Source organism: Pseudohongiella sp., assembly GCF_040877505.1.
Classification (GTDB): Bacteria; Pseudomonadota; Gammaproteobacteria; order Pseudomonadales; family Pseudohongiellaceae; genus Pseudohongiella.
Genome location: NZ_JBBDNQ010000040.1, coordinates 1 through 26,804, shown reverse-complemented (window position 1 = coordinate 26,804; position 26,804 = coordinate 1). Strand labels below are relative to the sequence as shown.

Below are 26,804 nucleotides of genomic sequence, written 5' to 3'. Positions count from 1 at the left end.
GGCAAGCGATGAAACAGAACAGATTGTTGATCATTGATGATGAACCCGCGGTCAGTCAGACACTGAAAATCATGGCAGAGTCCTGTGGCTTTGAGGTTCTCACCACAGACAGCAGTATCGCTTTTTTTGCCCAGCTTGCCCTGTTTGAACCTGATATCATCATTGTCGATCTGGTCATGCCTGATCAGGACGGACTGCAACTGATCGATAAACTGGCAGAGCTCAACAACAAAGCACAGCTGGTGATTGTCAGCGGCCTGGACAAAGCAGCGCTGGATGCCGCCGCCAAAACTGCAACCGAGCTGGGCCTGGGGGTACTGGGCATTCTGCAGAAACCGGTGCCCGTGTCCCGTATGCGTCAGTTGCTGACACTGTACCTGAGCGCTGACAAACGCAAGACACCTTCCCGCAACAACTGGCAGCAACAACTCGACAACAAAGACTGGATGCCAACCCAGAATGATCTGATTGATGTCATCGAAAACGATTTACTGACGCTGAATTATCAACCCAAGCTCGACTGCGCATCCGGCAACCTGATCGGCTTTGAAGCGCTGGCGCGCTGGGACATTCCGGGCAAAGGCAGTGTGACCCCGGATGTGTTTGTGCCGCTGGCGGAAAGCAGCCATTTGATGAGCACTCTCACCTGCAATATTGCTCAACGCGGCTTGCGCTGGCTGGCCGAAATACAAAAATCACCGGTGCTGTCCAATTGCAGCCTGAGGCCGGAATTCGCCCCGGACAAACTGACGATGGCTGTCAACCTCAGCGCTCGCTGTCTGGAAGATCAGGACATGCCGGATAAGCTGGACGAAATATGCAGTAAAGTTGGTGTCGATCCGGCCAACGTTGTTCTCGAGATTGGTGAGTCCTGTGTCATGCAGGACCCGAACGCGCTGCTCGAACCTCTGGCCGCTTTTCGCAGCAAAGGTTTTCAACTGTCGATAGATGACTTTGGCACCGGTTACTCATCCATGCTGCACCTGGTGCGACTGCCGTTTACCGAACTCAAAATCGACAAGGATTTTGTGGGTGTCGCCGATACCTCTGAAGAAGCACGCGCCGTCATCAAGGCCATTATAGACCTGTCAAAAAGTCTGGGGATCCGCTCAGTGGCGGAAGGTGTGGAGAGCGAAAAAACAAGGGCCTATCTCACTGCGCTCGGCTGCAATGCGTTCCAGGGCTATCTGATTTCGAAAGCGGTCAATGAAGATAAACTGCTGGCGTGGAGCAAGGCCTATTGCGAGTCGCTGTCGCCTGCGGGTCATTAAAAAAATGACTTAACAGGCTGTTAAATGGCTACTGGCCATACTGCTGTTAGACACGCAGACGCGCCCAGGGGATGGACTCTTTTGACAATGCCTTGCTCAGCAAGGGCCCCTGCAACTCCTCACACGCCAGTGTCCTCAACATACGCAGGCCCGCGCTGCTCTTGACACCATCGGCCACCGTCACCAGACCACGCGAATGCACCAGCTTGATCATGGATGCCAATTGGCGCCTCTGGTCACTGTGCACCAGGGCAGCATCAATCAGTCTGGTAGAAAACTTGATGGCATCCACCGGCATCATGAACATGTCCTGTACCGTTGAGTTGCCTTCACCAAAATTCGACACAATGACCGACACATGATGACTCTGCAGCTGCTGCAGATACTGCACACTTTTGCCATCGGCACTTAGCAGTGACTTTTCGCTGACCTCGATTGCCAGCCAGCCGGGTTTGTATTTGCGTTTGGCGGATTCGGCCAGCGCGTAGGCAATCACGGGCGCGCTGATGACATCGTTGATGGTGACATCGACTGTTATCCGGAATTGGTATGCATGCCTCGCCCATTCATCAGCGTCAGCAAACGCCAGTTTCAGCATCCAGGCACAAAAGCCCTGGATGGCGGCCTCTTCCTCCAGCATGGCCTTGAAATCGTCCAGCAGCAATTCACCACGTCGCGGATGTTTCCAGCGCACTACACCCTGCAGCGCTGAAAAATACCCCGTCCGCGTGTTCAATCGCGGCTCATAATAAAGCGAAATTTCATGATTCTCCATGGCCGACTGAATCTGCAGGCTGGTATAACGCTCACCCAGCCTGTGGATGGCATCCACGGTCGGACTTGCCTTGAATGCCTCATTGCTTTTTTCGGCAGCAATGGCCATTTTTGCTGCGTTGTCGAGCAAGGTCTGGGGTTTGACCTCCTGGCCCTGAACCCGTTTACGGTGAAGACCCGTTGATGTGGACAAACGGTACTCTTCACCATCAAGCTTGATAGGCTTGGCCAGGACCTCGGCAACCAGTTTCTGAACGTCCGATATATCGCGCCCTGCGCCTGCCTGAATACCCAGCAGCTCATTGCCAGACAACTGGCTGACGTAAGCACCCTCGCCCAGTCGGGTCTGCAGTTGCTCAGCGAGTGTTCTGACCAGCTGATTAACCGTATCCTGGCCTGCGCTCTGACGAATATTGTCAAGATTATTGAGACGGACATTCAATACATCCAGGTCTTTGTCCGTCAGACTGCCGGATTTAAGCACCTTTTCCAGATGTTTGATGGTGGCCGTCAGGTTGGGCAGATCCGTGCCGCTGACCTGGTGCTGCGCGGCATAAAGTTCTTCGTTCAGCCATTTGATCAGTCGCTGCAGCAGACCGCCCAGCAAGCCCATGGCAAACAAACCGGTGGTCCTGATCCAGAATGCGACATCAACGGTGTCGACACCTACAAAAACGCCACCCGGGCTCATCAGCACAGCACAGACCAGGGCCGTCACACTCGCGATTATCGGGCCACTGACCAGGCCGACCAAAAAAATGACCAGACTTATCCAGATCTCATAGTCAGATGGCAGGCCACCGTCAAGAAACGCCAGCCGCAGCAAAATAGCGACATACACCCATAACACAATGCAGACCAGGATCTGCAGTTCCGCCGAGAGCTTGTAGAACTCACCAAAGGCCGTATTGACCTTGCTGATGTATCGAGCGGTACGGGTCATGCGAGTGCTTCCTGCCTTATTATTATCCGGATTGACTAAACCGGGCCACTGAGCAAGAATAGTAGCTCACCTGCGCACAAGGCTCCAATGAAGATTTTTCCGGGCAAACCCTTACTGGCACGGACGGTGTCCTGCCTGACGCTGATAGCAGCCGCACTGACGGGCACCGCCTCACCCGCCAACGCTCAGGACGGCAACCGCTGGTACCAGATAGAAATCACCATTTTCGCGCACGAAAGCAGCGATGTCCTGCAGGAACAATGGTCCCTGCATGACCAGGCACTGACATACCCTGAAGACACACGCCGACTGGACAGTTTACTGGACCATCTGACGCTGGAAGACTGGAGCGTGCTGCAAGCACCCGTCGCTGCAGACATTGCCGACAACACTGAATCCGCTGAAACCACTGAAACCACTGAAACCACTGAAACCACTGAGAGTGACAGCGCAGTCGGCCCCGCGGCCTTGCGCAGCAGTGACTACCGCCTGCCCGATGCATTGCGCGACGCTTTTGTTGCCCTGCCTGCCAGCGAGCATGATTTCAGCCAGACCAATCGCGCCCTGGCTCAATCAGCGGCTTACCGGGTGCTGTACCACAACGCATGGCGCCAGCCGGTCATGCGCGCTGCCGGGGCCACACCGGTATCGATCACCGGCGGGCGCCGGTTTGATCAGCACCATGAGCTTGAAGGCACGCTGACCATACGCTTCAATCAATCGCGCGATCGCGTTCTGCTCGATACCAACCTGTGGCTGGCGCGCTTCAGCACTCGCCCCCCCGAGCAGCGGGAGAGCCTGCAGCTGCCCGCGTACCCCGCCCATTTGCGCAGCCCGGCGCAGCGCGTGAGTGATATGACTGCCTCAGTGCCCGCAGGCGCAGTGTCCGCAGGCAGGGATGAGCAGGAGATCCGTTATTACGTGACCGACGTGTATCCCATGCATGACAGCCGGGCCATGCGCAGCAACGAATTCCATTACCTTGACCACCCTGCCCTGGGCATTCTGGTGCAGGTATTCCCCTATGAACCACCTGCTGCGTCGGCCATGCAACAGTCCGTCAGCCCTTTTCCCGGAACAGACCTGCCGCTGTAATCAGTAACCGGTGAATCTGCCCCATGCCCTGGGCCAGCACCTCGCGTATACCCGCCATGGTAATGACATCATCTGACAAGCCTGCCGCCCAGTTTACCGACAGGCAGACACTGGCATAGTCCAGTCCCAGTTCACGTGCCAGAGCCGCCTCCGGCATACCTGTCATGCCCACCATATCGCAGCCATCATTTTGCAGACGCCTGACCTCTGCCACGCTCTCCAGTCGCGGCCCCTGCGTGGCGCCATACACACCACCCGACCAGACCGGCACGCCCGACTGCTTTGCGCTTTGCAGCAACAGCTCGCGCAATATCGCCGTGTAGGGCTCGGTAAAATCGATGTGGGTAACACTTGCAGTGAAACGGTCGGGCGAATCGATATCCGTCAGTTCACCGTCAAAAAATGTATGCGCCCTGCCACTGGTGTAATCAATGATCTGATCCGGCACCGCAATCACACCCGGGCCCATCTCACGATGGATACCGCCCACTGCATTGACTGCCAGTATTGCCGTGACACCCGACTCGCGCAACGCGAATATATTGGCGCGGTAATTGATACGATGGGGCGGCACGGTATGCCCTTCCCCATGCCGTGGCAAAAAGCACAACTGGCCGGACACACCGGGCAGAGTGCCACAGGCAATACGAACAGGCGCAGCCTGATAGGGCGTTTGTACTTCGGCAATGCGCTCGACATGAAAATCGGGTAGTTGATTCAGGCCGGTGCCACCAATAAACGCTAACATAGACGGTCTCCTTTTCTCAGGCGGCAGTATACCAACGAAATCCTGATAGTGGTGTTGACAGCATGAGCAAAACTATTCCTAAATGGTGACTTCGACGTATCGGTCATGGACTACCCGATGAAACGACTTCTGAAGCTGCTGTGGCATCAGCAACAGCGCCTGCCCGACGGCGTGTCGCGCGCCATCTACAAACAGATGCGAAAATCTGGTTACGCGCCCGCCTATGAATTCAGGACCGATTTTTATGGTCTTGAGTATGACGGCAACCTGAGCAATAACATCGATTTTGCCATTTATTTCTATGGCGCATTCGAAAAACCATTGCTGTATTTTATGCGTGACGCCCTGAATGCGATCGCTGGCCAGGAAGGTGTCTTTGTTGACGTCGGCGCCAATGTCGGTCAGCACTCGCTGTTTATGTCGCAATTGACCAGGACCGTTGTTGCCTTCGAGCCTTATGCCCCGGTACGGGAGCGCCTGGCGCACCAGATTCGTCTGAATGCGATCCGCAACATCACCGTCGAACCGGTGGGGTTGAGTGATGAGACCGCTCACCAGGCGTTCTACGCACCCACGGGCGACAACGCGGGCATTGGTTCCTTTGATGTCAGCACCACCGAAAAAGGCAACACCTTGCTTGGCGACCTCCACGTGATTCGTGGTGATGATTATTTTGCGCAGAATCCGCCGGACTATCTGCATCTGATCAAGCTGGATGTGGAGGGCTTTGAAAAGCCTGCTTTGCAGGGTTTGCAGAAAACCCTGCAGCGCTACCGTCCGTTGATTATCTGTGAGCTGACCTACGGTAAGTCACTGTCCTTCAAAACCCGTGATGAGATCATGCAGTGTCTGCCGGAAAACTACGTGTTGCTGCAGTTCAACAAGCGCAAGCGGGACGGCAGCAAGGACAAACGTAAGGATGGTCGGTCGCGCATCAGTGGTGCCTATGACCTGATCCCGTATGCGGGGCCGCTGGATAAGGGGCAGGATGACCTGATCGCCTGCCCGCTGGAGTACCGGCAGACGATTCCGCGGGTGGGTTCGTGAATCAACGCTTCGTTTGGGTGCGGCCTGCTTAGTGCTGCAATTTGAGAACGGCCCGGGGAGCGGGTAGCAGATCCAGCCCGACCGCCTCCTTTTGTCATTCACCGGGCGGTGCGGAACTCGACGTCGCGGCTACGCCGCTCCGGACTCAGACAGTCCTACCGCTTTTTCCGGTGAATGACAAAAGGAGGCGGTCGGGCTGGATCTGATATCCGCTGCCCGGGCCGCTGTCTGATGAAGCCGATGCGCCCGGCAGGAATGACTCGGGCCATCTGATCACCAGGGATGGTGGGAATGCAAGTTTTGCAGGAGCAAAAACTTGCCTGGCCCTCGCCCTGCGGGTGACCTTCGGTCATCCAAAACGGCTATCCTGCCGTTTTGTCGAACCGGCAGGTTCTCTTCTGCCACCTGGCACGCAAACAAAAAAAGGCCACCTGAAGGTGACCTTTTTTTGTTTGGCGCGCCCGGCAGGAATCGAACCTGCAACCCCCGGCTTAGAAGGCCGGTGCTCTATCCGATTGAGCTACGGGCGCAGGTTGCGCTGGGAATATGGGGTGGCTGATGGGGCTCGAACCCACGACAACCGGAGTCACAGTCCGGGGCTCTACCAACTGAGCTACAACCACCATAAATCTACTGTCAATCGTTCCGACAAATCATGCTTCCGCGAAATTGGTCGGGGTAGAGAGATTCGAACTCCCGACATCCTGCACCCAAAGCAGGCGCGCTACCAGACTGCGCTATACCCCGAAACTCGCCCCGAAAACAGTTCATCGTCATCGCGAGGTCGGCATAATACTCATGGCAGGCATGTCCGTCAACGATTGATTGGTATTTCTACTCCCTTTCAATGCGCCAGCTGCTGCCGTCAACGCCATCCTCCACCACCACTTTCATGGCATTGAGTTTATCGCGAATCTCGTCCGCCAGCGCCCAGTTTTTATCCTGCCGCGCCTGGCGCCGTTGGACTATAAGCGACTCGATCAGTTCAGCATCCACCTGCGTTGAGCTGCTGCGCAAAAACGCTTCAGCCGAGCCCTGTAACAGCCCCAGCACACCGCCAAGCTTCACCATCAGCCGGGCGAGCTCGGCCGCCTGCGCCGGATCCTGTTCACGCACCTTGTTCAGGTCACGCGCCAGTTCAAACAGCACACTGATCGCTTCGGCGGTATTGAAGTCATCATCCATGGCCTTGCGGAAGGCCTTTTCGTACTGACTGTTAGTCAGGTCACGCGCGCCTTCCGCGCCGGCGCCTCGAATCGCCAGATACAGACGTTCCAGGGATGCGGCAGCCTGCTCCAGACCCTGATCCGAGTAGTTGATCGGACTGCGGTACTGGCTCGCTACCAGCAGATAACGAATCACCTCGGCCGGGTACCTGGCCAGCACTTCACGCACCGTGAAAAAATTGCCCAACGATTTCGACATTTTTTCATTGTCGACACGCACCGAGCCGTTGTGCATCCAGTAATTGGCAAAGTGCTTGCCGGTGGCCGCCTCGGATTGCGCTATTTCATTCTCATGGTGCGGGAACATCAAATCAGAACCGCCGCCATGAATGTCAAAGGAATCCCCCAGGCAGCAGGTCGACATCGCCGAGCACTCAATATGCCAGCCCGGACGCCCGTAACCCCAGGGCGAATCCCAGCCCACCTCTTCATCTTTGGCGGCTTTCCACAAGGCAAAATCACGTGGGTCACGTTTCAGTTCGCCGACCTCGATGCGGGCACCGGCCAGCAATTCTTCCGGGTTCTTGTTGGAGAGCTTGCCATAACCGTTGAACTGGTGAACCGCGTAGTACACATCACCGTTACTGGCCCGATAGGCATAATCCAGCGCGATGAGTTTCTCGATCATGGCAATGATCTCGGCGATATGCGCTGTCGCCCGTGGCTCCTGGTCGGGGGGCAGGATGAACAGTGACGCTTCGTCTTCGTGAGTAGCAGCGATAAAGCGTTCGGTCAGGTCGGCAAAATACTCGTCGTTTTCTTTGGCCCGACGCAGAATCTTGTCATCAATATCGGTGATGTTGCGCACATAGTTCACCTCATAACCCAGGTAGCGCAGGTAACGCACAATCAGGTCGAACGCCACCAGCATGCGGGCATGACCGATGTGACTGTAGTCATAAGTGGTCAGGCCGCAGACATACAGGCTTACCTTGCCCGGCTGTATGGGCACAAAACGTTCTTTTTTGCGTGTCAGCGTATTGTAGATATGTAAATCGTTTTTCATCATCCGGATATCTTCGCCCATGAGTCGCGCAGGCTGACCGTACGGTTGACCACCAGCTTGCCTGGTGCACTGTCAACACGATCAACACAGAAATAACCTTCCCGTTCAAACTGGAAACTTTCCTCGGCCGCTGCCGAGGCCAGTGAAGGCTCAGCCAGACAACCCGTCAGTACCTGCAGTGAGTCCGGATTCAGACTGTTTTTGAAATCCCCCAGCACTTTGTCATCGGGGTTGGCATTCAGGAACAGCCTGTCATAAATTCGGACCTCCGCTGGCACCGCAGTGGCTGCCGGCACCCAGTGAATCACGCCTTTGACCTTGCGTCCAACCGGATTCTGCCCCAGGGTCTGATCATCATGGCTACAACGCAGCTCAACAACCTCGCCAGCTTCGTCTTTGATCACTTCATCGCAACGGATCACGTAGGCGCCGCGCAAACGCACTTCCGAGCCCGGCGACAGGCGCTTGAACCCGGGCGGTGGCACCTCTTCAAAATCGCTGCGGTCAATAAACAGCTCGGCCGTAAACCGCAGTTCACGGTGCCCGATATCTTTTTTAGGGTGCTTCGGCAGCTGCAACAGCTCGTATTTGTCCGCCGGATAATTGCTCAGCGTCACCTTCAGCGGACGCAGCACACACATGGCACGCGGTGCATTGGCATCCAGGTCATCTCGGATACTGCTCTCCAGCATACCGACATCAACAATACTCTCGCTGCGACTCATACCGATCATATCGCAAAAATGCCGGATCGATTGCGGCGTAAACCCGCGTCGGCGCAGGCCCGACAGGGTTGGCATACGGGGATCATCCCAGCCCGAGACCAGCCCCAGCTCTACCAGCTCCTTGAGTTTGCGTTTGCTCATCACCGTGTAGTTGATATTGAGGCGTGCGAACTCGGTCTGCTGCGGCAGCACGTAAGGCACGTCCGGCGTTTTATTACCCAGCGCAATACAGGCCGCATTCAGCGTCTCGGGCGGCAGATTCTGCAGTATCCAGTCGTACAGCGGCCGGTGATCTTCAAACTCCAGCGTGCACAGCGAGTGGGTGACATGCTCCAGTGCATCAGAAATGCAGTGGGCATAGTCGTACATCGGGTAAACCTTCCAGGCCTCACCGGTCTGATGATGATTGATGCTGCGAATGCGATAAATGACCGGATCGCGCATATTGATGTTGGGCGAAGCCATGTCAATTTTTGCCCGCAGGCTGTGGCTGCCGTCAGCAAACTCGCCGGCCTGCATGCGCGCGAACATATCCAGGTTCTCTTCGACGCTGCGCGTGCGATACGGACTGTCACGACCGGGCTCGGTCAGGGTACCGCGATATTCGCGCGCCTGTTCCGGCGTCAGGCTGCAGACATAGGCCTTGCCCGCGCGGATCAGTTCGAGGGCAAACTCGTACAGTTGCTGAAAATACGACGATGTGTAACGCACATCACCCTGCCAGGTAAAACCCAGCCAGCGTATGTCCTCGCGAATCGCGTCAATATACTCCTGGCTCTCTTTCTCCGGATTGGTGTCATCAAAGCGCAGATTGCAGGCACCCTGGTAGCCCTCATCGAGATAGGACCGGGCCAGACCAAAATTCAGGCAAATCGACTTGGCGTGACCAATGTGCAGAAAACCATTGGGCTCCGGCGGAAAGCGGGTCTGTACACGACCCGCGTGTTTGCCTGCAGCCAGGTCCTGTTCTACCAGATGACGGATAAAATTCGACGGGGTCTTGCTCCCTGACTCTGCAGCGTTAGGGTCGGCACTCACGTCAGAGTTTTTGTGTTTTTCAGCGCGATCGGTTTTGCTGGCGTCAGTCATAATGGCAATTCTGCTTTCTCAGGAGGCTCAAAGCCATTATTATAACGGTTCGTGGCCTTTCTCATAACCCTCACAACCAAAAGAGCACAGAGCAGCATGATTGTTTTTACTACCAACTACGGCGACATCCAGATCGAACTGGATTTTGACAAAGCCCCCCGGTCCGCAGCCAACTTCCTTGCCTATGCCCGCAGCGGCTTCTATGACGGTACCATCTTCCATCGCGTGATTGACAACTTCATGATTCAGGGCGGCGGCTTCGACTCCGGCATGAAGCAAAAAGACAATGGCGAGCCGATTGAGAACGAAGCTGACAACGGGCTGACCAACGATATTGGCACCCTGGCAATGGCGCGCACCTCTGATCCGCATTCGGCCACGTCACAGTTCTTCATTAACGTAGGCGACAACGGTTTTCTTAACCACAAGAATAAAACCTCACAGGGCTGGGGCTACGCCGTATTCGGTAAAGTAACGGATGGCATGGATGTGGTTAATCGCATAAAACAATGCAAGACCGGTTATGTTGGTGGCCATCAGGATGTACCATTGGACGAGGTCGTCATCACGTCAACCACGGTGACTTACCCCGACGACACGCCCGACCAGAAATAAATACGCGCATCACAAACGGACCCAGGCCGACTATGAGCGATAACAAGAACAAAACCCTGTTTATTTCGGATCTGCATCTGGACACGGATACCCCGGTCATTCTGGAAAGCCTGCTGGCCCTGCTCCACAGGCAGGCCGCGGGTGCTGATGCGCTGTACATTCTGGGCGACCTGTTTGAGGCCTGGGTGGGCGATGACGATCAGAGCGATATCGCCGATGCCGTCGCTGCGGCCCTGCTGGCATTGAGCCAGGCCGGCACCCGGGTCTATCTGATGCACGGTAATCGTGATTTCCTGATCGGCGAGGACTATGCCTCACGATGTGGCGCCACTTTACTGGCCGAGCCAACCGTCATCGACTGTTACGGTCAGCGCGTGGCGCTGGTGCATGGTGACAGTCTGTGTACCCGGGATACCGCCTACATGGCCTACCGCAAACAGATGCGTGATCCGGCCTGGCAGCAGGCGTTCCTGGACCGGCCTTTGCTGGAGCGGCACATGATAGCGCAGCAGATGCGCCAGAAAAGCCAGGAAGCCAACAGCCAGAAAGCCTCGGACATCATGGATGTCACCCATCAGGAAGTCACCGACCTGATGGAGTCACTTGAGGTCAATATCCTGGTCCACGGGCACACTCACCGACCCGGTATCCACACCATCCGCCTGCACGAGTCGATCAGGGGCAGCGACGAAGCCGTGCGCATCGTGCTGGGCAGCTGGGATCAGAAAGCCTGGGTGCTGGAATTCAGCCCTGAGGGCTACGAACTGAAACCCTTCGCTCACCCGGCGGCGGCGAAAGTGGCAAACGGCTGAGCAGCACCTGCGCACAGCCTTGTGTTGCATCAGGACGAAGACAATTCCGGGAAGTACCGGATCTGGTGCGCCTCACACAAACGCAATAACTGTACATCCATGTCTTCAGCCAGCTCGGCCAATTCCAGGTGCCGCCACTCCTCACGTATCTCTACGCCGAAGCCTGACAGATCCTCTATCTGACGATGCCGTTTTTTCAGCAGGCTGTGCAGCCAGCTTGCCGGTGACATGTCCGGGTTGCAGGGCACGGCCTGACGCTTGAGACCGGCCGCCAGGGCCTGGCTGGAGCGAATGATGAAGCGCGCCTCCACGATGGGCTGCACCAGCGCCTCGATGCGCTGCAGCACCGCACGCTTTTCTGCCTCGGTATACGCGTTCCAGTCAATCACTTCAAAGGCAAAGCGTTTGCAGCCACGACAGATGGGGTCCCCCACCGAGGTGGTTGAGCAAATGCCGATGCACGGCGTTTTTACCGGTGCTGTATTCATAGGTTCTCTCTGACCGTAACGGGCATGACCGGACGTATCACTGGAAATTTTTGCCATTTTACACTAATATTGGCACCCATTTTTGACCGCTTACCGAATCTATCATCATTACCGGATTATCAATTACCGGACCATAACCGAACCTGAAGGGGATAACAGTGTTAGAAGCATATCGCAAACACGTGGCCGAACGCGCTGAAATGGGCATTGTGCCCAAACCACTGGACGCAGCACAGGTTGCCGAACTGGTCGAGTTGCTCAAGAACCCGCCAGCCGGTGAGGACGAGTTCGTTCTGGACCTGATCACCAACCGCGTCCCGGCAGGCGTTGATGAAGCCGCTTATGTCAAAGCCGGTTTTCTGTCCGCCGTTGCCAAAGGCGAGGTCATCTGCCCCCTGATCGACCAAAAACATGCCGTCAAACTGCTGGGCACCATGCTCGGTGGTTACAACATCACCACCCTGGTGGACCTGCTCGATGACCAGGAGCTGGGCGCCGCCGCAGCTGAAGAACTCAAGCACACGCTGCTGATGTTTGATGCCTTTCATGATGTGGAAGAGAAAGTGAAGGCCGGTAACAGCAACGCCAAGGAGCTGATGCAGTCCTGGGCTGACGCGGAGTGGTTCCTGAACAAACCGGAAGTGCCGAAGAAACTGACTGCAACCGTGTACAAAGTGCCCGGTGAAACCAATACTGACGATCTGTCGCCGGCGCCTGATGCCTGGTCACGACCGGACATCCCGTTGCACGCACTGGCCATGTACAAGATGCCGCGCGAGGGCGTGACCAACGCCGCCGAGCAGATTGCCGAATTAAAGAAAAAAGGCCATCCGGTCGCCCTGGTCGGCGATGTTATGGGCACCGGCTCATCTCGGAAATCCGCCACCAACTCGGTACTGTGGAACATCGGTGACGACATCCCCCATATCCCCAACAAACGGGACCGTGGCATCTGCATCGGCAGCAAAATTGCACCGATTTTCTTTAACACCATGGAAGATGCCGGCGCCCTGCCCATCGAATGTGATGTTGAAAACATGAACACCGGTGATGTCATCGACATCTACCCCTACGAAGGCAAAGTGCTGGCTCACGGCACTGACGAGGTCGTTTGTGACTTCGAATTAAAGACCGATGTGTTGCTGGATGAAGTACGCGCTGGTGGCCGTATCCCGCTGATCATCGGCCGTGGCCTCACCGACAAGGCACGCGCCTCACTGGGCCTGCCCCACTCCACCGTGTTCCGCATTCCCTTCCAGGTCGCTGACAGCGACAAGGGTTTCACGCTGGCCCAGAAGATGGTCGGCAAAGCATGCGGCGTCAAAGGCGTACGACCGGGCAGTTACTGCGAACCCAAGATGACCACCGTCGGCTCCCAGGACACCACGGGGCCGATGACCCGTGACGAACTAAAAGATCTGGCCTGTCTGGGTTTCTCCGCCGACCTGGTGATGCAGTCTTTCTGTCACACCGCGGCGTATCCCAAGCCGGTTGATATAGACACCCAGCACACCCTGCCCGACTTTATCCAGACCCGCGGCGGCGTCGCCCTGCGTCCGGGCGACGGTATCATCCACAGCTGGCTGAACCGCATGCTGCTGCCTGACACCGTCGGCACCGGTGGCGACTCCCATACCCGTTTCCCGCTGGGCATTTCCTTCCCGGCCGGTTCCGGTCTGGTGGCCTTCGCCGCTGCCACCGGCGTGATGCCGCTGGACATGCCGGAATCGGTGCTGGTGCGCTTCAAAGGCGAAATGCAGCCCGGCATCACCCTGCGTGACCTGGTTAACGCCATCCCTTACGCAGCGCTGCAGTCAGGCGACCTGACCGTAGCCAAGAAAGGCAAAAAGAACATTTTCTCCGGCCGTATTCTGGAAATCGAAGGCCTGCCGGATCTGAAAGTAGAGCAGGCATTTGAGTTGTCAGACGCCTCCGCCGAGCGCTCTGCAGCCGGTTGTACCATCCGTCTGGGCGAGGAGCCGATCAAGGAATACTTCCGCTCCAACGTCGCCCTGCTGCGCTGGATGATCAGCGAAGGTTACGGCGATGCCCGTACCCTGGAACGCCGCGCCCGTGCCATGGAAGCCTGGCTGGAAGAGCCTAAGCTGATGGAGCCGGATGCGGATGCCGAGTACCACAAGATCATCGAAATCGACCTGAACGAGATCAAGGAGCCACTGCTGGCCTGCCCCAACGATCCGGATGATGTGAAAACACTGTCTGACGTTCAGGGCACGAAAATCGATGAAGTGTTCATCGGTTCATGCATGACCAATATCGGTCACTTCCGCGCGGCCAGTGAAGTGCTCAAGCAGGTCAAGGGCTCTTTGCCAACACGCCTGTGGATTTCCCCACCGACCAAGATGGATCAGCATCAGTTGACCGAGGAAGGCATTTACAGCGTGTTTGGTGTGGCCGGTGCGCGCACCGAGATGCCGGGCTGTTCGTTGTGCATGGGCAACCAGGCACGGGTGGCACCGAAGTCAACGGTAATCTCGACGTCAACGCGAAACTTCCCGAACCGTCTGGGTGATGGGGCCAATGTGTATCTGGCTTCGTCGGAGCTGGCGGCGGTGGCTTCGGCGCTGGGCAAGATTCCGACGATGGATGAGTACATGTCTTACATGGGCAATGTAAAAACCATGTCGGATAACATCTACCGGTATCTGAACTTCAATGAAATCAAGTCGTATATGGAGGCGGCGGAGCGCCAGAAGGCGATTCCAGTGACCAACATCGCCAACGTCGCCTGACGGCTTGAGAACTAACCAGTAACGGCTCGGGCAGTGGATATCAAACTCCTGCCCGACCGCCTCCTTTAGGCATTCACCCGGCGGTGCGGAACTCGACGTCGCGGCTACGCCGCTCCGGACTCAGACAGTCCTACCGCTTTTTCGGGTGAATGCCTAAAGGAGAAACGCGGCCTGATTGGGCATGAGCTTGATATCCACCACCCGAGCCTCGTGCAAGATTTCCGAGAATTGCAGTCGCAGTCTGGCACAAGGCCCGGGTAGCGGGTAGCAGCATTCAGCCCAATCAGGCCGCGCTTTTCCTTTTGCGGGTCACCCGATCAGCGGGCGGGACTGTCTGAGTCCCGAGCGGCGTAGCCGCGAGGTCGCCCATTGTTTAAACCATAGGCCCCCGCCGGGTGACCCGTGAAAGGAAGCGGTCGGGCTGAATCTGCTACCCGCTGGCCGGGCCGCTCTCCGATCATGAATCTCGTGCTCGACTGAACACAGCCAAAACGGGCATCGTGTGTAGCCGCACATACATCCCCGGCTCCAATCGTTACCCTTTCTTCTCAACATGCAATCAGTCAAGAGAAGAATGTAATGGGACAGCAAGCTCACCGCGCGCCTGACACCAACCCCATACCGAATCCGGATCTGGGCGACAGTTTTTTGCAGTTTATCGGCAGTGATACCTATCCTTGTGTCGGCGCCAGATTCGCGTTGACCCGCGACGCGATTGAAACACACGAGTTTGGTGTCCTGGGTGATCCCAGTAATGATCAGGTGATTTTTGACGGTCTGTCGCGGTTTGTTACCAGGATAGAGTCTATTGCTGACGACGATGACGCAGTACATTCTTATGTCGCCATTTTCGCAGGCCCCATCGATATGACTGAACGCCACTTTGAATCATCATTGTGGACGCAGTTGTGGCGTTTGCACACACTGGATGTGCGTGCGGGTTATCTGCCTGCAGAGGATGTCAGCAATGATACCAATAGCCCGCAATTCAGCCTGAGTCTGGCCGGGCATCCATTTTTTCTGATCGGTCTGCACCCGCATGCGTCGCGACTGGCCAGGCAGTTTACCCATCCTGTACTGGTGTTCAATTCCCACCGTCAGTTCAATAAACTGAAGGCAGACGGACGTTTTGAAAAGATGCAAACGGCTACCCGGTCTCGCGACATCGAGTTGCAAGGGTCGCTGAACCCCAACCTGGCGGAGTACGGCGACGAGAGTGAAGCCAGGCAGTACAGTGGCCGGGAGGTCGAACCCAACTGGCAGTGTCCGTTTGATTTCAGGGAGAAGCAATGATCAGCGACGTTGCAAGGAAGAAGCACAATGAATGAAATCAGAAATCCAATGCTCGTGGTTATCGGTGCCTCTGCCGGGGGCATGGACGCATTAAAAAAACTGGTTGCGCAACTTCCAGCGGATTTTCCGGCGCCGGTTTTTATCGTCAACCATATGAGTGCAGACAACACCGGGGAGGCGTTGCTCAGAGTGCTGAACAACAGCAGCAACCTGACCTGCATACATGCGACCGATGAACTGGTGTTTAAAAGCGGTTATATCTACCTGGCACCTCCCGATCATCATATGCTGGTGGTGAAAACCAACATTCTGGTCACCAAAGGTGCCCGCGAGAACCGGTCACGGCCCGCCATAGATCCCCTGTTTCGGTCTGCTGCAGTGGCCTATGGCAACCGGGTGATAGGCATCATTCTGACCGGCTACCTGGATGACGGCACCAGTGGCATGGTGGCGATCAAGCGCTGTGGAGGCGTGTGTATTGCGCAGGACCCGGCGGATGCCTCGTACCCGGATATGCCACAATCGGTCATTAACAATGTGGGCGCTGATCATTGTTTGCCGATAACGCAAATGGGTGCCCTCTTGTCTGAACTTGTCAGCAGAGAGTTGCCGGAGAACAAGCCAGCCCCTGACGACCTGATGATCGAGGCCGGCATTGCGCAGCGGGTAGTAAGTGATTTACCTGCCGTTGAAGCGCTCGGCGAGCAGGCACCCTACAATTGTCCGGACTGCGGCGGGGTGCTGTGGCAAATGGCCGAGGGAGACATTCAACGCTATCGTTGTCACACGGGTCATGCGTTCACCGCGTTGGTGTTGCTGGCCCAGCAAACCGTCAAGATAGAGGAAACGCTGTGGGTGGCACTGCGTATGTTTGAAGAGCGCCAGAATTTGATGGTGACCATGAGCAAAAACCAGAACACGCGTGCGCCCTCGATCTTCTCGCGGCGGGCTAAAGACTCTCAGGTCCATATTGAGCGCATTCGTGCCATGTTGAAGGCCTCCGATGAAGCTTCAAATACCCCGGAGTAAGGGCAGTTAAAGGTTGCTGCAAGTCCCTGCTGAATCCTGAAAGCGCGCCAGCGCACAGTGCGGTGCACTGACAGGGCTGTACCGTGGTGTTTCATTCACGGGAAAAGGACACCCGTATGGCAACTCCAATGCCGCTTGGCACTCAGTGGATGCACGCCAATCACCTGCTCGCCGCCCTACCGGCGGACAGTATGGCGCGCCTGCAGCCTCACCTGAAATTTGTCCATCTGCGCCAGGGTGATGTCATTTATGAGTCGGGCAAAGAGATTCAGACTGTCCTGTTCCCCACCGATGCCGTCATCTCACTGACGTCAGTCATGCCCGACGGTGCCACCGCGGAAATCTCTGCCGTTGGCAGTGAAGGTGTGCTGGGAGTCTCCCTGTTCATGGGGTCAGGCAGATCGACGAGCAGGGCAGTGACGCTATGCGCAGGGGGAGGTTTTACCCTGCCGCGCCGCATACTGATGACCGAATTCAATCTCCATGGCAGGCTTATGAGGCTGCTGCTGTATTACACTCAGGCGCTGATTACCCAGATGGCGCAGATCGCAGCGTGCAATCGGCATCATACGATTGAGCAGCAGTTAAGCCGTCGGCTGCTGATGGCCCTTGACCGGGTGCCCGGAAATCGCCTGATGATGACGCACGAAATGATTGCCAACATGCTGGGGGTGCGACGCGAAGGCGTTACCGACGCTGCGGGAAAGCTGCAAAAGCTGGGTGTCATTGCCTACAGTCGCGGCAAGATTGACGTGCTGGATCGGGCGGCGCTGGAGTGCCAGAGTTGCGAATGTTATGCTGTTGTGAAGAAGGAAACTGACCGCTTGCTGAATCATTCCTGTGCCGCGTAAAAGGTAGCAGAGGTTCTTGCCCTACAACGCCGGAGACTGTTCATGTCGCGCTATACCAAAGCATCTGATAAACGGGCGATGATTCTGCGGCACACTGCCGAGACCGCACTCAGGAAAGGGTCAGCGCCGCTGGCCGGTGGCATACCACTGGACAGGGAGGCACTGTCTCTGCTGTTTGAGATGGCAAGTGATCCCGCTCGCAGCAGTGACGCGCTAAGACTGCTGCAGGAATTGCAGGTCCATCAGGTCGAGCTTGACCTGCAGCGCGAAGAGCTGGAAAACAGCGAGCACAACTTAAGCCGCGAGCTGGCGCTTTACAAAACCGTGTTCGACAAAATGCCGAATGCATGTCTGGTGACGACCCTGGACGGCCGCATTATGGAGGCCAACCCTGCGGCAGCCAGTCTGCTGCGCATCCCGCATGATGAACTCATGGGGCAGGCGTTGCAGGCATTGTTGAAGGCGGAAAATCAAACGTCCTGGCGTGACATGCTGCAGCAAATAAAAACCGGAGAGCAGTCCGTCAGCTGTGAGTTAGAAGCAGGCACGCGGGAAAACGAAACCGTCAAACTGACCTTGTCCGGGCACTCGATGGCGCCAGTTGATAGTTTGCTGTTTTGGGTATCCTGAGTCGAGAGCCGGTGGTGCATGATGTCTTCCAGTCCCAGCGACCACAATAAGGCGTCGGCAGCAGTCACTCGCATTGTTGGCATTGGTGCCTCGGCGGGTGGTCTGGCAGCGCTGGAGAGTTTCCTCTCTGCCGTGCCACCTGGCAGCGGTATGGCCTATATCGTGGTACAGCATCTCGATCCCACCCATGAAACCCTGCTTGCCGCATTGCTGCAGCGCATCACGTCGATGCCGGTACACGAAGCCGGGCAGCGCATGCCTATTGAACCTGATACGGTGTATGTCATTCCACCAGACACGGAACTGCGCGTGGTCGACGAGCGACTGCAGCTGTCGCTGCCCCCCGAGCGCCGTGGCATGCGGCTGCCAATCAATGTTCTGTTTTCCTCGCTGGCCAGTGCCCGGGGCGATCGCGCCATTGCCGTACTGCTGTCCGGCATGGGATCCGACGGCACCGCGGGTATGCAGGCCGTCAAGGCGGTGGGCGGATTGACACTGGTGCAGGACCTCGATTCGGCGCAATTTGATGCCATGCCACGCAGCGCTATTGATGCAGGCTGTGCCGATATCATTGCAAAAGCGGACGAACTGCCGGCGCGTCTCTTGTCCTATGTCGGCCACGAACCGGCATTGTCCTCTGACAAGTCGCTGCAGGCGCCAGCGCCGGCACCACTGCGACGTATCGCGACACTGCTGCAACAACAGACCCGGCATGATTTCTCACTCTACAAACCCAGCACTCTGTATCGTCGAATCGGACGGCGTATGGCGGTACACCGACTGTCCTCAATGGCTGACTATGTGACGTTTCTGGAACAAAATTCATCGGAAGTCGACCTGCTTTTTAAAGAGGTGCTGATCGGCGTAACCGAATTTTTCCGGGACAAACAGGCCTGGGAAATTCTGCTCAAATCGGCTTTGCCAACCCTGCTAACTGCACGTTCAAACGAACAAGAACTGCGCGCCTGGTGCGTTGGCTGTTCGACAGGAGAGGAACCCTATTCTCTGGCCATGGCGTTTCATGAAGTGATGGACGATTTTCCCCAGCTCCATGGCTTAAATCTGCAGATCTTTGCATCCGACCTCAATCCGGATGCCATCGCCGCGGCGCGGCGCGGCGATTTTCCGGCGACGATCAAAGACCATCTGTCTGCGAAGCGGCTGGCACGTTTTTTCACCCCGACCAAGAACGGCTACCGGATTCATGAAAATCTCCGCAATATGGTGTTGTTCGCCCAGCACGATGTCATCCTGGATCCACCGTTCACCCGGCTTGACCTGATCATCTGCCGAAATCTGCTGATCTATTTTGATCAACAACTTCAACGAAAACTCATACCCTTGTTCCACTACTGCCTGCGAGATGGCGGCGTGTTGATGCTGGGCAGTTCCGAGACCATCGGGCGGTCAGGGGATCTGTTTGCTACTATCGACTCAAGGCAGCGTCTTTACCGGCGATATGGCAGGAATTCTGCTCGCGGCCCCGAGTTGCTGCTTAATTCCGTGCCCCCGCTGGTAATACCGTCAAAGGAGAGCTCCGTGCCAACCAGAAAATATTTCGATCCACCGAATGACAACTTGCAGGCAGCCGCTGACCATGTCTTGCTGCAGGTATACGCTCCCCCCGCGGTTGTGCTTAACAGTGACGGGGACATCGTTTACATCAGCGGACGCACGGGCAAATATCTGGAGCCTGCTGCCGGCAAGGCAAACTGGAATTTTCATGCCATGGCACGTGGCGGCTTGCGGTCAGCTATCGCAGGCGCGCTGAAACTGGCCGTGACCAGTCAAGAACCTGTACAACTGCGTTCGCTGCAGGTGGAAACCCCGAACGGCCCGCAGCCGGTAGATGTCACCGTGCAGGCATTGCATACACCGTCTACCCTGGACGGCATGACAATGGTGGTTTTCCGTGACCGCGCGCTTCTCCCGGCCAGCGAGAATAAGGACAAGGTCACGCCGACAACTGCATATGAGACTGAACTGGAACAATGTCACGATGAGATCCTGGCGCTGCGCGAAGAAGCCCGATCCACCCGGGAACAGTTGCAATCGGCCAACGAGGAATTGCAATCAGCCAATGAGGAACTGCAGTCGGCCAACGAAGAATTGACCACTTCCAAGGAAGAAATGCAGTCGATGAACGAGGAGCTGCAAACCATCAACAGCGAGCTGCTGTCCAAGCTGGACGACCTGGCGCTGGCTCAGAGTGATATGAAAAATGTACTCAACAGCATCGAGATTGCGATACTGTTCCTGGACAAACAGCTGCATGTCAGACGGTATACTGACCGAGCAGCAAAAATAGTCAGCCTGCGCGAAAATGACATTGGCCGCCCGCTAAGCGAGCTGTCTTCCATCCTGGAGTATCCGGCGATGGATGAGGATGCCAGGGAGACCCTGCGCACCTTGCAGGTGTCGGAAAAACAGGTGCAGACCAGTGATGATCGCTGGTTCACCGTGAGCATCATGCCCTACCATCGCATCGATGACATTATCGATGGCGTGGTGATCACCATGGTAGACATCACCGATACCAAAAATCTGGAGCAGTCCCTGCGAGATGACTCAAAGGCGTGACGCCTCACCAGCAACAGAATAATTGTTGCCCTCGCCACCTTTCCAGCGCAAGGTTTGTCGGTCAGTAGCAGGTGCTATCTCCGTGCGAGGTTGTCAGGCATTGTGCCGTCCAGAACCTCCCGCACTTTTTTCGCCAGATCCGCTCGCCGGAACGGTTTGCTGAGCAGACTCACGCCCGGGTCCAGGCGTCCGTGATGGACGATGGCGTTTTCAGTGTAACCGGACATGTACAGCACCTTCAGGCCAGGCCGGAGCACGACGGCAAGTTTTGCCAGATCGTGGCCGCTGATACCACCGGGCATGATGACATCGGTCAACAGCAGATCGATGGGCAGATCACCTTCAAGAGTTGCCTTCGCCTCGATTCCATTGCGCGCTGTCCGCACCTGGTATCCAAGCGCAGTAAGCTGATCGCGGGTGTAGCTGCGTACCAGCGCGTCGTCCTCCACCAGCAGCACATGAGCGTCACCGCCAGGCACCTGCTCGGACCCCGGTTTTTCCCTGGGTTCTGCCACCCCCGCAGCGCGCGGCAGGTACAGCCGCACCGTGGTGCCTTCGCCGGGCTCGGAATAAACAGTGACGTGGCCCTCGGACTGTTTGACAAAACCGTAGACCATGGACAGCCCCAGACCCGTGCCGCGCTCCTTATCCTTGGTGGTAAAAAATGGCTCGAATATATGTTCCAGAACAGTCGATGCCATGCCTGCGCCGGTATCACTGACCGCCACCATCACGTAGTCCCCCGGTGTCACCTCCGAGCGCGACATGGCGTAGTCGGCATCGAGCTGCACGTTGCCGGTCTCAATGGTCAGCTGTCCGCCATCGGGCATCGCGTCGCGCGCGTTGACAATCAGGTTGAGCAGCGCGGTCTCAAGCTGGGCAGGATCGATCAGCGCCGGCCAGAGCTCGCTACTGAAGGTGAACTTAAGTTCCATATGTTCGCGCAAGGTCCGCTCAAGCAACTGCCGCATTTCCCTGATCAGCTGATTGACGTCGGTCGAACGTGGCTCCAGGGCCTGGCGGCGTGAAAATGCCAGCAGTCGCCGGGTCAGCTCGGCCGCGCGATGCGCTGCGGTGTTTATCATGCCTGCCAGCTCGGCCGTGTCGGTATCGCGTTCGCGATACTGCTCTTCAAGCAGCTCGGCGTTGCCCTGGATAACGGTCAGCAGATTATTAAAATCATGCGCGATACCCCCTGTGAGTTCGCCCACGGCCTGCAGGCGTTGATTGCGCGCCAGGTTCTCTCGGACCTGCCGGTCCTGGAGCATGCGCGCAAGATGCATCGCAATCGAATCAAGCAATGTCCGCTCTTCCGCCAGAAATGGCCCTTCACCACCGGGTTGGTCGGGCAGGCGGCGCGCATATGCGACCTCGACCTGACCGGCCTCTTTGTCTGCGACCCGAATCGGGCTGATGATTCGTGCGCTGGCGTCAGTCCAGTTGCTGCTTGCGAACACCTGATCAGCAAGATGAATGCGCGCCATTGCCGCATCCTCATACTGCATACCGGTCGGAATCAGTTGCGCAGTCTCCCGGCAGACCTCGGTTACCGGCCGTTTATCGTCTGTGGTCACTTGCAGAATTGCGTACAGACAGTGTTGTTCCTTGATCCGTTCCCGCAACTGCTGCTGATAGGCTGCGCGCTGTTCCATGGCCTTGTTGAACAAACCAGCGACGTCGCTGAGTTCATCATTGCCGTTGATGGCGATACGCAGCGAGTCATCGCCGTCACCAAAACGCCGGACGCCGTCCGCAAAATGCTGCAGTGGATGCAGGATGCGGCGAAAGAATACCCAGAAGGCAACAAACCCAAGTGCAGCGACCACCAGCGCGATCAGCATCAACAGCACCAGTGATTGCTGAAGTCTCGCCACAATGTCGCGGTTGCGGTCAGCAATAATGAGGCTGAGCGCATCCAGTGCGCCGGTTTCATGAATGCGCATCTGCTCGGTCAGGGGCGCCAGGTCCAACGCGGCAGCAGTGCCGGTCTCCAGTTCGGCCAGCACACTGTTCGCCAGCATTTCAATCTCATCAAGGTGCAGGCGCGTAATGGGCGTTTGCGGGTGCGTTTCTTTTTCCAGCAATGCGGTCAGGCGCCGGGATTGCAACGCCAGTCCGCGCAGGATATCGGGCTCCAGACGGATCTGGCTGAGATAGCGGATGGCCGCATCAATCCGCAATGCGCCCTCTCGTGCTTCCGACAGGGTTTCGACGTCGTTCAGGCTGTTCCTGGTTTGTTGCCAGATCACGAAGCCGGTTAACGTAACGCCGGTTGCGACAACCAGCGCAGCGGCAAGAATGGTGTTGGCCAACTGTCGCAATGTCATTGTTCAGTCTGCCCCACCGGGACCCAGAGCGGCAATGCGACCGCTCGTGGCCGGAAATTCTCCAGCGGTTCACGCGCAATGTAACGTCCGGGCCCCAAATGCACGGGCGCCACTCCCAGCCGCTGCGCGCTCCATTGCAGCTTGCTTTCCATGTTGGCAATCACCGGCCAGTCCAGTGTCAGCTTCCAGGCCACGCCCTGATTCTGCTGCCAGTCGGGCGCCAGACCGAGCAGTTCAGCGGCACGACCCGGTTCGGTTTGCAACAGATCGATCGCGGCGGCATAACCTCGCAATATACGATCCACTGCCTCCGGATGTGCCGCAAGCACGTCGCGCCGGGTGACCAGCAGCCAACTCACTGTGTCCAATCCCTGCAGTGGGAAGCTACGGGCGTTGGGGCCGAGTTGTGCCATGATCTGTTCACTGAACGGCGTCCAGGCCACGGCCGCACCTAAGCGCCCGGCCGCGAGTCCTGCGGCGAGTTCATCGGGCCGGACCTCCACCAGTTGCACGACATCGGCGTCAATGCCATGAAGTGCAGCAAAATAATCCCAGCCAAAATGCGCCGAACTGTCAGGCAACAGCCCCAGTGCATGACCGGCCAGATCGTCGGGCTGCTCTATGCCACGGCTGCCATCAGCGATCACATGATGGGTACGGCTGGACAGACCAACGGAGGCCAGTATCACCGGCCAACGTTCAGCAGGTGCCACTTCATGGTGTAAACGCACCAGCGCCATCGCCAGGGGAACCGACGCCATCAGCGCAAAGTCGGCATCACCAGCCATCAGCCGTTCCAATGACTGCTTCCCCGAATCGCCCTGCTCGACGCGGATGAACGGACCTGTTGAGGACTCAAAAAGGTTTGCGGCGGCAGCGATCCGGGTCGGCGTATCTGTGATCCAGGTGGAGCCGGAAATGACCAGAGGACGGTCACCCATCGATGCGTCAGGGCTGGATTGGTCAGCGGCTGACATCTGCGTGAAAATCAGGATGATAAGAAACCCGGCATACCACAATCCCGGGCCGGTGCGATTGATGCCTCCTTTCCTCTTCATCGTGATCACTCCCCTCCCTCGCGGGATTGCCCGGGAGACATCCGATCAGATTAAAGAAGGCACGAAAATTTGTCCAGCGCATACTGCACCGGATCAGGGCATTACACCAGCACCGCAACCACACCAATCTTGCAGGCTGGCACAAGGCCCGGGGAGCGGGTAGCAGCATCCAGCCCAATCAGACCGCGCTTCTCCTTTTGCGGATCACCCGATCAGCGGGCGGGACTGTTCGAGTCCCGAGCGGCACAGCCGCGAGGTCGAGTTCCCCCCCGCCGGGTGATCCGTGAAAGGAGGCGGTCGGGCTGAATCTGCTACCCGCTACCCGGGCCGCTCTCCCGGTCATACAAAATAAAAAAAGTGCCGGGGCAAGTGCAGCCCCCCGACACTAAAGGTGAGTTCCTTCCTTAACGCTTCTCAACCCAATAATCCGTCACCACCCCATCGCTTATCTCCAGCGCCAGCGTCTCCGCCGACTCACGCTCGATATCAATCTTGAATATCAGAAACAGGCCTATCTCCGACTCCGACTCCGAGGTATTGCGATAACGCCAAACCTCCCGGCCATTCTCATAAGTGCTGACACGATCCGGGCTGCCAAAATTGCTGCGAATCCACTCCGCACTGGTGCTGCCCATTTCCACCCGGTCCAGCTCCCCCTCACTCCACTGCTGATCACCGATACTCTCACGCGAATCCACAACAAACAGACAGCCCGTCATTAGTGCTGCCGCCAAACCCAATCCGATAAATCTGATCATGCGGTTTATTACTCCTGTTATTGTTAAATGTTCCACCTGCACCTGCACGTGTCATGACAAGGCGAATGCAGATTTCGTGCCAGACCAAAAACAAGCTCTATCATATTGTTTTATAATCCATTTATTTTTAAGTGGTGAAAATCACCATCGCCAAAGCCACCGTAAATTCCCGGCAATGACCACCTGTTGGTAAAATCCGCCAACCCGGCAACGATCAATGATGCATGACCCGACTTAACAACAACTGAATCATCAACGAGATACATGGCAGTGAACGTGCGGCAGAGTGACGTGACGCATGAAATCACCAGCCCTATACTGAAACGCTGAAACTTCACGTACTGGGACGTCACTATGAAACGCTGGAACTTCAAGATAAATAAGACAATTGCCACGACAATGCTCAGCGCCCTGCTGACCACAACGTCCATGGCAGTGTCGGCACAGGACGAAATCATTCGTGGCGAGCTGCCACCCATGCCGGAGATCACCTGGATTGAATCGCCAGACGCTTATCAGGTAGAGGAATTTGCCACTGACCTTCAGGTTGTGTGGAGCATCAAGTTCGCGCCTGATGGCAGAATGTTTGTCACCGAACGGCCCGGCCGCGTGCGCATCATCTCCGCCGATGGGGTGATGGATCCGCAGCCATGGCTGTCCATTGAAGACCGCATATTCTTCCAGGGTGAAAGCGGTCTGACCGGTCTGGCTTTCCATCCCGACTACCCTTCAGATCCGAGAGTGTATGTCATGTACACCTACATGACTGACGATGGCCCCTACAATCGCATCAGTTATTACACCGAAGACAGTGGTCGCGCGGGTGCGGAAACGATCCTGTACGATGAACTGGCAGCGCAGGAACGCGGCGGCAGCCACAGCGGCGGCACACTGCAGTTTGGTGATGACGGCATGCTGTATGTGGCGACCGGTGATGCCTTTGAGCGGCAGCGTTCCGATGATCTGGAAGATCTGGCTGGCGCCGTGTTGCGCATCACGCCGGAAGGCGACGTACCGGCAGATAACCCCTGGCCGGGCAATCCGATCTGGGCACACGGCATGCGCAATCCGCATGGCCTGAGCTGGCAGCCAGGCACAGGCAATCTGTTTGCCGGTGATCACGGCCCGACGGGCGAAGACCAGTTGATGGCCCACGACCGCATCATCGTGCTGGAAGGCGGTCGTCACCACGGCTGGCCGATCATGGTGGGTGCCATCGGCTCACCGGATTATGTTGATCCCATCCTGACCTTTGTGCCTTCCTCTCCGCCTGGAGACGTGATGTTCTATACCGGCGACCTGATGCCGGAATTAAAGAACGACCTTTTTGTATCTGTATTGGGGTTCCAGCCCCAGGACAGGCAGAATCTGATGCGTATTCGTTTTGAAGATGCGGCTGACCCGACCAGACCCACAAGCATGGAGCGCTGGTTCAATGATGGTGAGGGCAACAGTGTCTATGGCCGCCTGCGCGCGCTGGCAACAGGACCGGATGGGGCGCTTTACGTAGGGACTAGCAATCATGACGGACGGCAGATGACGCCGGAGCATCGTGAGCGGCCGGATCGGATATTGCGCATTACACCTCGATAAGGAAAAGAATGGGGACGGAGGCAATACTTTTGCCCTTGGCAAAAAGAATGGGGACGGAGGCAATACTTGTGCCTTTGGCGCACGTATTGCCTC

At 56.8% G+C, this 26,804-nt stretch carries 20 protein-coding genes and 3 tRNA genes; 12 read left to right on the top strand and 11 right to left on the bottom strand.

Annotation, left to right across the window (positions count from 1 at the left end; all coding sequences use genetic code 11):
• Positions 1-8 precede the first annotated feature (8 nt).
• Positions 9-1,271 (top strand): EAL domain-containing protein, encoded by a 1,263-nt coding sequence (locus WD071_RS14350; protein ID WP_368049082.1) that lies wholly within the window; start codon positions 9-11, stop codon positions 1,269-1,271.
• A 46-nt stretch (positions 1,272-1,317) separates the two neighbouring features.
• On the opposite strand, the gene WD071_RS14345 is transcribed toward WD071_RS14350, so the two are convergent.
• A complete protein-coding gene (locus WD071_RS14345) occupies positions 1,318-2,988 on the bottom strand; it encodes an EAL domain-containing protein (protein ID WP_368049081.1) in 1,671 nt (556 codons plus the stop codon).
• 87 nt (positions 2,989-3,075) lie between these two features.
• Between WD071_RS14345 and WD071_RS14340 the strand changes: the two genes are divergently transcribed.
• Positions 3,076-4,083, top strand: a complete 1,008-nt coding sequence (locus WD071_RS14340) for a CsiV family protein (protein WP_368049080.1) — start codon at positions 3,076-3,078, stop codon at positions 4,081-4,083.
• On the opposite strand, the gene WD071_RS14335 is transcribed toward WD071_RS14340, so the two are convergent.
• Positions 4,049-4,831: an S-methyl-5'-thioinosine phosphorylase gene (locus WD071_RS14335; protein WP_368049079.1), complete on the bottom strand. Its 783-nt coding sequence runs from the start codon at positions 4,829-4,831 to the stop codon at positions 4,049-4,051. The two genes, WD071_RS14340 and WD071_RS14335, sit on opposite strands and share 35 nt — an antisense overlap.
• Positions 4,832-4,948: 117 nt before the next feature.
• Here WD071_RS14335 and WD071_RS14330 point away from each other — a divergent pair, with 117 nt between their 5' ends.
• Positions 4,949-5,878: an FkbM family methyltransferase gene (locus WD071_RS14330; protein WP_368049078.1), complete on the top strand. Its 930-nt coding sequence runs from the start codon at positions 4,949-4,951 to the stop codon at positions 5,876-5,878.
• Positions 5,879-6,331: 453 nt separating this feature from the next.
• Here the strand turns inward: WD071_RS14330 and WD071_RS14325 are convergent.
• The 5 genes from WD071_RS14325 to WD071_RS14305 all read right to left on the bottom strand — a co-directional run bounded on the left by WD071_RS14325 (position 6,332) and on the right by WD071_RS14305 (position 9,924).
• Positions 6,332-6,408: transfer RNA gene (locus tag WD071_RS14325), tRNA-Arg, on the bottom strand.
• A gap of 17 nt (positions 6,409-6,425) precedes the next feature.
• Positions 6,426-6,501, bottom strand: a tRNA-His gene (locus WD071_RS14320).
• Between the two features lie 47 nt (positions 6,502-6,548).
• A tRNA-Pro gene (locus WD071_RS14315) sits at positions 6,549-6,625 on the bottom strand.
• 87 nt (positions 6,626-6,712) lie between these two features.
• Complete coding sequence (gene cysS / locus WD071_RS14310; RefSeq protein ID WP_368049221.1) at positions 6,713-8,110, bottom strand: cysteine--tRNA ligase; 1,398 nt, start codon at positions 8,108-8,110, stop codon at positions 6,713-6,715.
• Entirely contained in the window at positions 8,110-9,924 is a 1,815-nt protein-coding gene (locus WD071_RS14305; protein WP_368049077.1) for a glutamine--tRNA ligase/YqeY domain fusion protein, read from the bottom strand. The genes cysS and WD071_RS14305 overlap by 1 nt, the downstream gene beginning before the upstream one ends.
• A 96-nt stretch (positions 9,925-10,020) precedes the next feature.
• On the opposite strand from WD071_RS14305, the gene WD071_RS14300 reads away from it, so the two are divergent.
• Positions 10,021-10,539, top strand: a complete 519-nt coding sequence (locus WD071_RS14300) for a peptidylprolyl isomerase (protein WP_368049076.1) — start codon at positions 10,021-10,023, stop codon at positions 10,537-10,539.
• A gap of 32 nt (positions 10,540-10,571) precedes the next feature.
• Positions 10,572-11,351, top strand: coding sequence for a UDP-2,3-diacylglucosamine diphosphatase (locus tag WD071_RS14295; RefSeq protein ID WP_368049075.1), 780 nt, complete (start codon positions 10,572-10,574; stop codon positions 11,349-11,351).
• A 29-nt stretch (positions 11,352-11,380) separates the two neighbouring features.
• Here the strand turns inward: WD071_RS14295 and WD071_RS14290 are convergent, their stop codons facing one another.
• Positions 11,381-11,839 (bottom strand): DUF1289 domain-containing protein, encoded by a 459-nt coding sequence (locus WD071_RS14290; protein ID WP_368049074.1) that lies wholly within the window; start codon positions 11,837-11,839, stop codon positions 11,381-11,383.
• 158 nt (positions 11,840-11,997) lie between these two features.
• On the opposite strand from WD071_RS14290, the gene acnB reads away from it, so the two are divergent.
• The 6 genes from acnB (at position 11,998) to WD071_RS14260 (ending at position 20,975) form a co-directional block, all read left to right on the top strand.
• Positions 11,998-14,592, top strand: a complete 2,595-nt coding sequence (gene acnB / locus WD071_RS14285; RefSeq protein WP_368049073.1) for a bifunctional aconitate hydratase 2/2-methylisocitrate dehydratase — start codon at positions 11,998-12,000, stop codon at positions 14,590-14,592.
• A gap of 579 nt (positions 14,593-15,171) precedes the next feature.
• Complete coding sequence (gene gntA, locus WD071_RS14280) at positions 15,172-15,885, top strand: guanitoxin biosynthesis heme-dependent pre-guanitoxin N-hydroxylase GntA (protein WP_368049072.1); 714 nt, start codon at positions 15,172-15,174, stop codon at positions 15,883-15,885.
• Between the two features lie 27 nt (positions 15,886-15,912).
• On the top strand, positions 15,913-16,914 hold the full coding sequence (locus tag WD071_RS14275; RefSeq protein ID WP_368049071.1) for a chemotaxis protein CheB: 1,002 nt from the start codon (positions 15,913-15,915) through the stop codon (positions 16,912-16,914).
• 116 nt (positions 16,915-17,030) lie between these two features.
• Positions 17,031-17,765: a Crp/Fnr family transcriptional regulator gene (locus WD071_RS14270; RefSeq protein WP_368049070.1), complete on the top strand. Its 735-nt coding sequence runs from the start codon at positions 17,031-17,033 to the stop codon at positions 17,763-17,765.
• Between the two features lie 42 nt (positions 17,766-17,807).
• Positions 17,808-18,395 (top strand): PAS domain-containing protein, encoded by a 588-nt coding sequence (locus WD071_RS14265; RefSeq protein ID WP_368049069.1) that lies wholly within the window; start codon positions 17,808-17,810, stop codon positions 18,393-18,395.
• 18 nt (positions 18,396-18,413) lie between these two features.
• On the top strand, positions 18,414-20,975 hold the full coding sequence (locus WD071_RS14260; protein ID WP_368049068.1) for a chemotaxis protein CheB: 2,562 nt from the start codon (positions 18,414-18,416) through the stop codon (positions 20,973-20,975).
• A gap of 74 nt (positions 20,976-21,049) precedes the next feature.
• On the opposite strand, the gene WD071_RS14255 is transcribed toward WD071_RS14260, so the two are convergent.
• The 3 genes from WD071_RS14255 to WD071_RS14245 all read right to left on the bottom strand — a co-directional run bounded on the left by WD071_RS14255 (position 21,050) and on the right by WD071_RS14245 (position 25,118).
• Positions 21,050-23,302 (bottom strand): ATP-binding protein, encoded by a 2,253-nt coding sequence (locus tag WD071_RS14255; protein ID WP_368049067.1) that lies wholly within the window; start codon positions 23,300-23,302, stop codon positions 21,050-21,052.
• Complete coding sequence (locus WD071_RS14250; RefSeq protein ID WP_368049066.1) at positions 23,299-24,360, bottom strand: ABC transporter substrate-binding protein; 1,062 nt, start codon at positions 24,358-24,360, stop codon at positions 23,299-23,301. Before WD071_RS14250 ends, WD071_RS14255 begins: the two co-directional genes overlap by 4 nt.
• Positions 24,361-24,764: 404 nt before the next feature.
• A complete protein-coding gene (locus tag WD071_RS14245; RefSeq protein WP_368049065.1) occupies positions 24,765-25,118 on the bottom strand; it encodes a hypothetical protein in 354 nt (117 codons plus the stop codon).
• A 354-nt stretch (positions 25,119-25,472) separates the two neighbouring features.
• Between WD071_RS14245 and WD071_RS14240 the strand changes: the two genes are divergently transcribed.
• Positions 25,473-26,711, top strand: coding sequence for a sorbosone dehydrogenase family protein (locus tag WD071_RS14240; RefSeq protein ID WP_368049064.1), 1,239 nt, complete (start codon positions 25,473-25,475; stop codon positions 26,709-26,711).
• Positions 26,712-26,804 lie beyond the last annotated feature (93 nt).

Bases quoted from the DNA above. Each gene is read 5' to 3' on its own strand.
- WD071_RS14295 (WP_368049075.1), top strand. From the start codon at position 10,572: ATGAGCGATAACAAGAACAAAACCCTGTTTATTTCGGATCTGCATCTG.
- WD071_RS14240 (WP_368049064.1), top strand. From the start codon at position 25,473: ATGAAACGCTGGAACTTCAAGATAAATAAGACAATTGCCACGACAATG.
- cysS (WP_368049221.1), bottom strand. From the start codon at position 8,110: ATGAAAAACGATTTACATATCTACAATACGCTGACACGCAAAAAAGAA.
- WD071_RS14290 (WP_368049074.1), bottom strand. From the start codon at position 11,839: ATGAATACAGCACCGGTAAAAACGCCGTGCATCGGCATTTGCTCAACC.
- WD071_RS14275 (WP_368049071.1), top strand. From the start codon at position 15,913: ATGAATGAAATCAGAAATCCAATGCTCGTGGTTATCGGTGCCTCTGCC.
- WD071_RS14300 (WP_368049076.1), top strand. From the start codon at position 10,021: ATGATTGTTTTTACTACCAACTACGGCGACATCCAGATCGAACTGGAT.
- WD071_RS14335 (WP_368049079.1), bottom strand. From the start codon at position 4,831: ATGTTAGCGTTTATTGGTGGCACCGGCCTGAATCAACTACCCGATTTT.
- WD071_RS14245 (WP_368049065.1), bottom strand. From the start codon at position 25,118: ATGATCAGATTTATCGGATTGGGTTTGGCGGCAGCACTAATGACGGGC.
- WD071_RS14265 (WP_368049069.1), top strand. From the start codon at position 17,808: ATGTCGCGCTATACCAAAGCATCTGATAAACGGGCGATGATTCTGCGG.
- WD071_RS14260 (WP_368049068.1), top strand. From the start codon at position 18,414: ATGATGTCTTCCAGTCCCAGCGACCACAATAAGGCGTCGGCAGCAGTC.
- WD071_RS14345 (WP_368049081.1), bottom strand. From the start codon at position 2,988: ATGACCCGTACCGCTCGATACATCAGCAAGGTCAATACGGCCTTTGGT.
- WD071_RS14350 (WP_368049082.1), top strand. From the start codon at position 9: ATGAAACAGAACAGATTGTTGATCATTGATGATGAACCCGCGGTCAGT.
- WD071_RS14250 (WP_368049066.1), bottom strand. From the start codon at position 24,360: ATGAAGAGGAAAGGAGGCATCAATCGCACCGGCCCGGGATTGTGGTAT.
- WD071_RS14270 (WP_368049070.1), top strand. From the start codon at position 17,031: ATGGCAACTCCAATGCCGCTTGGCACTCAGTGGATGCACGCCAATCAC.
- WD071_RS14305 (WP_368049077.1), bottom strand. From the start codon at position 9,924: ATGACTGACGCCAGCAAAACCGATCGCGCTGAAAAACACAAAAACTCT.
- WD071_RS14255 (WP_368049067.1), bottom strand. From the start codon at position 23,302: ATGACATTGCGACAGTTGGCCAACACCATTCTTGCCGCTGCGCTGGTT.
- gntA (WP_368049072.1), top strand. From the start codon at position 15,172: ATGGGACAGCAAGCTCACCGCGCGCCTGACACCAACCCCATACCGAAT.
- WD071_RS14330 (WP_368049078.1), top strand. From the start codon at position 4,949: ATGAAACGACTTCTGAAGCTGCTGTGGCATCAGCAACAGCGCCTGCCC.
- WD071_RS14340 (WP_368049080.1), top strand. From the start codon at position 3,076: ATGAAGATTTTTCCGGGCAAACCCTTACTGGCACGGACGGTGTCCTGC.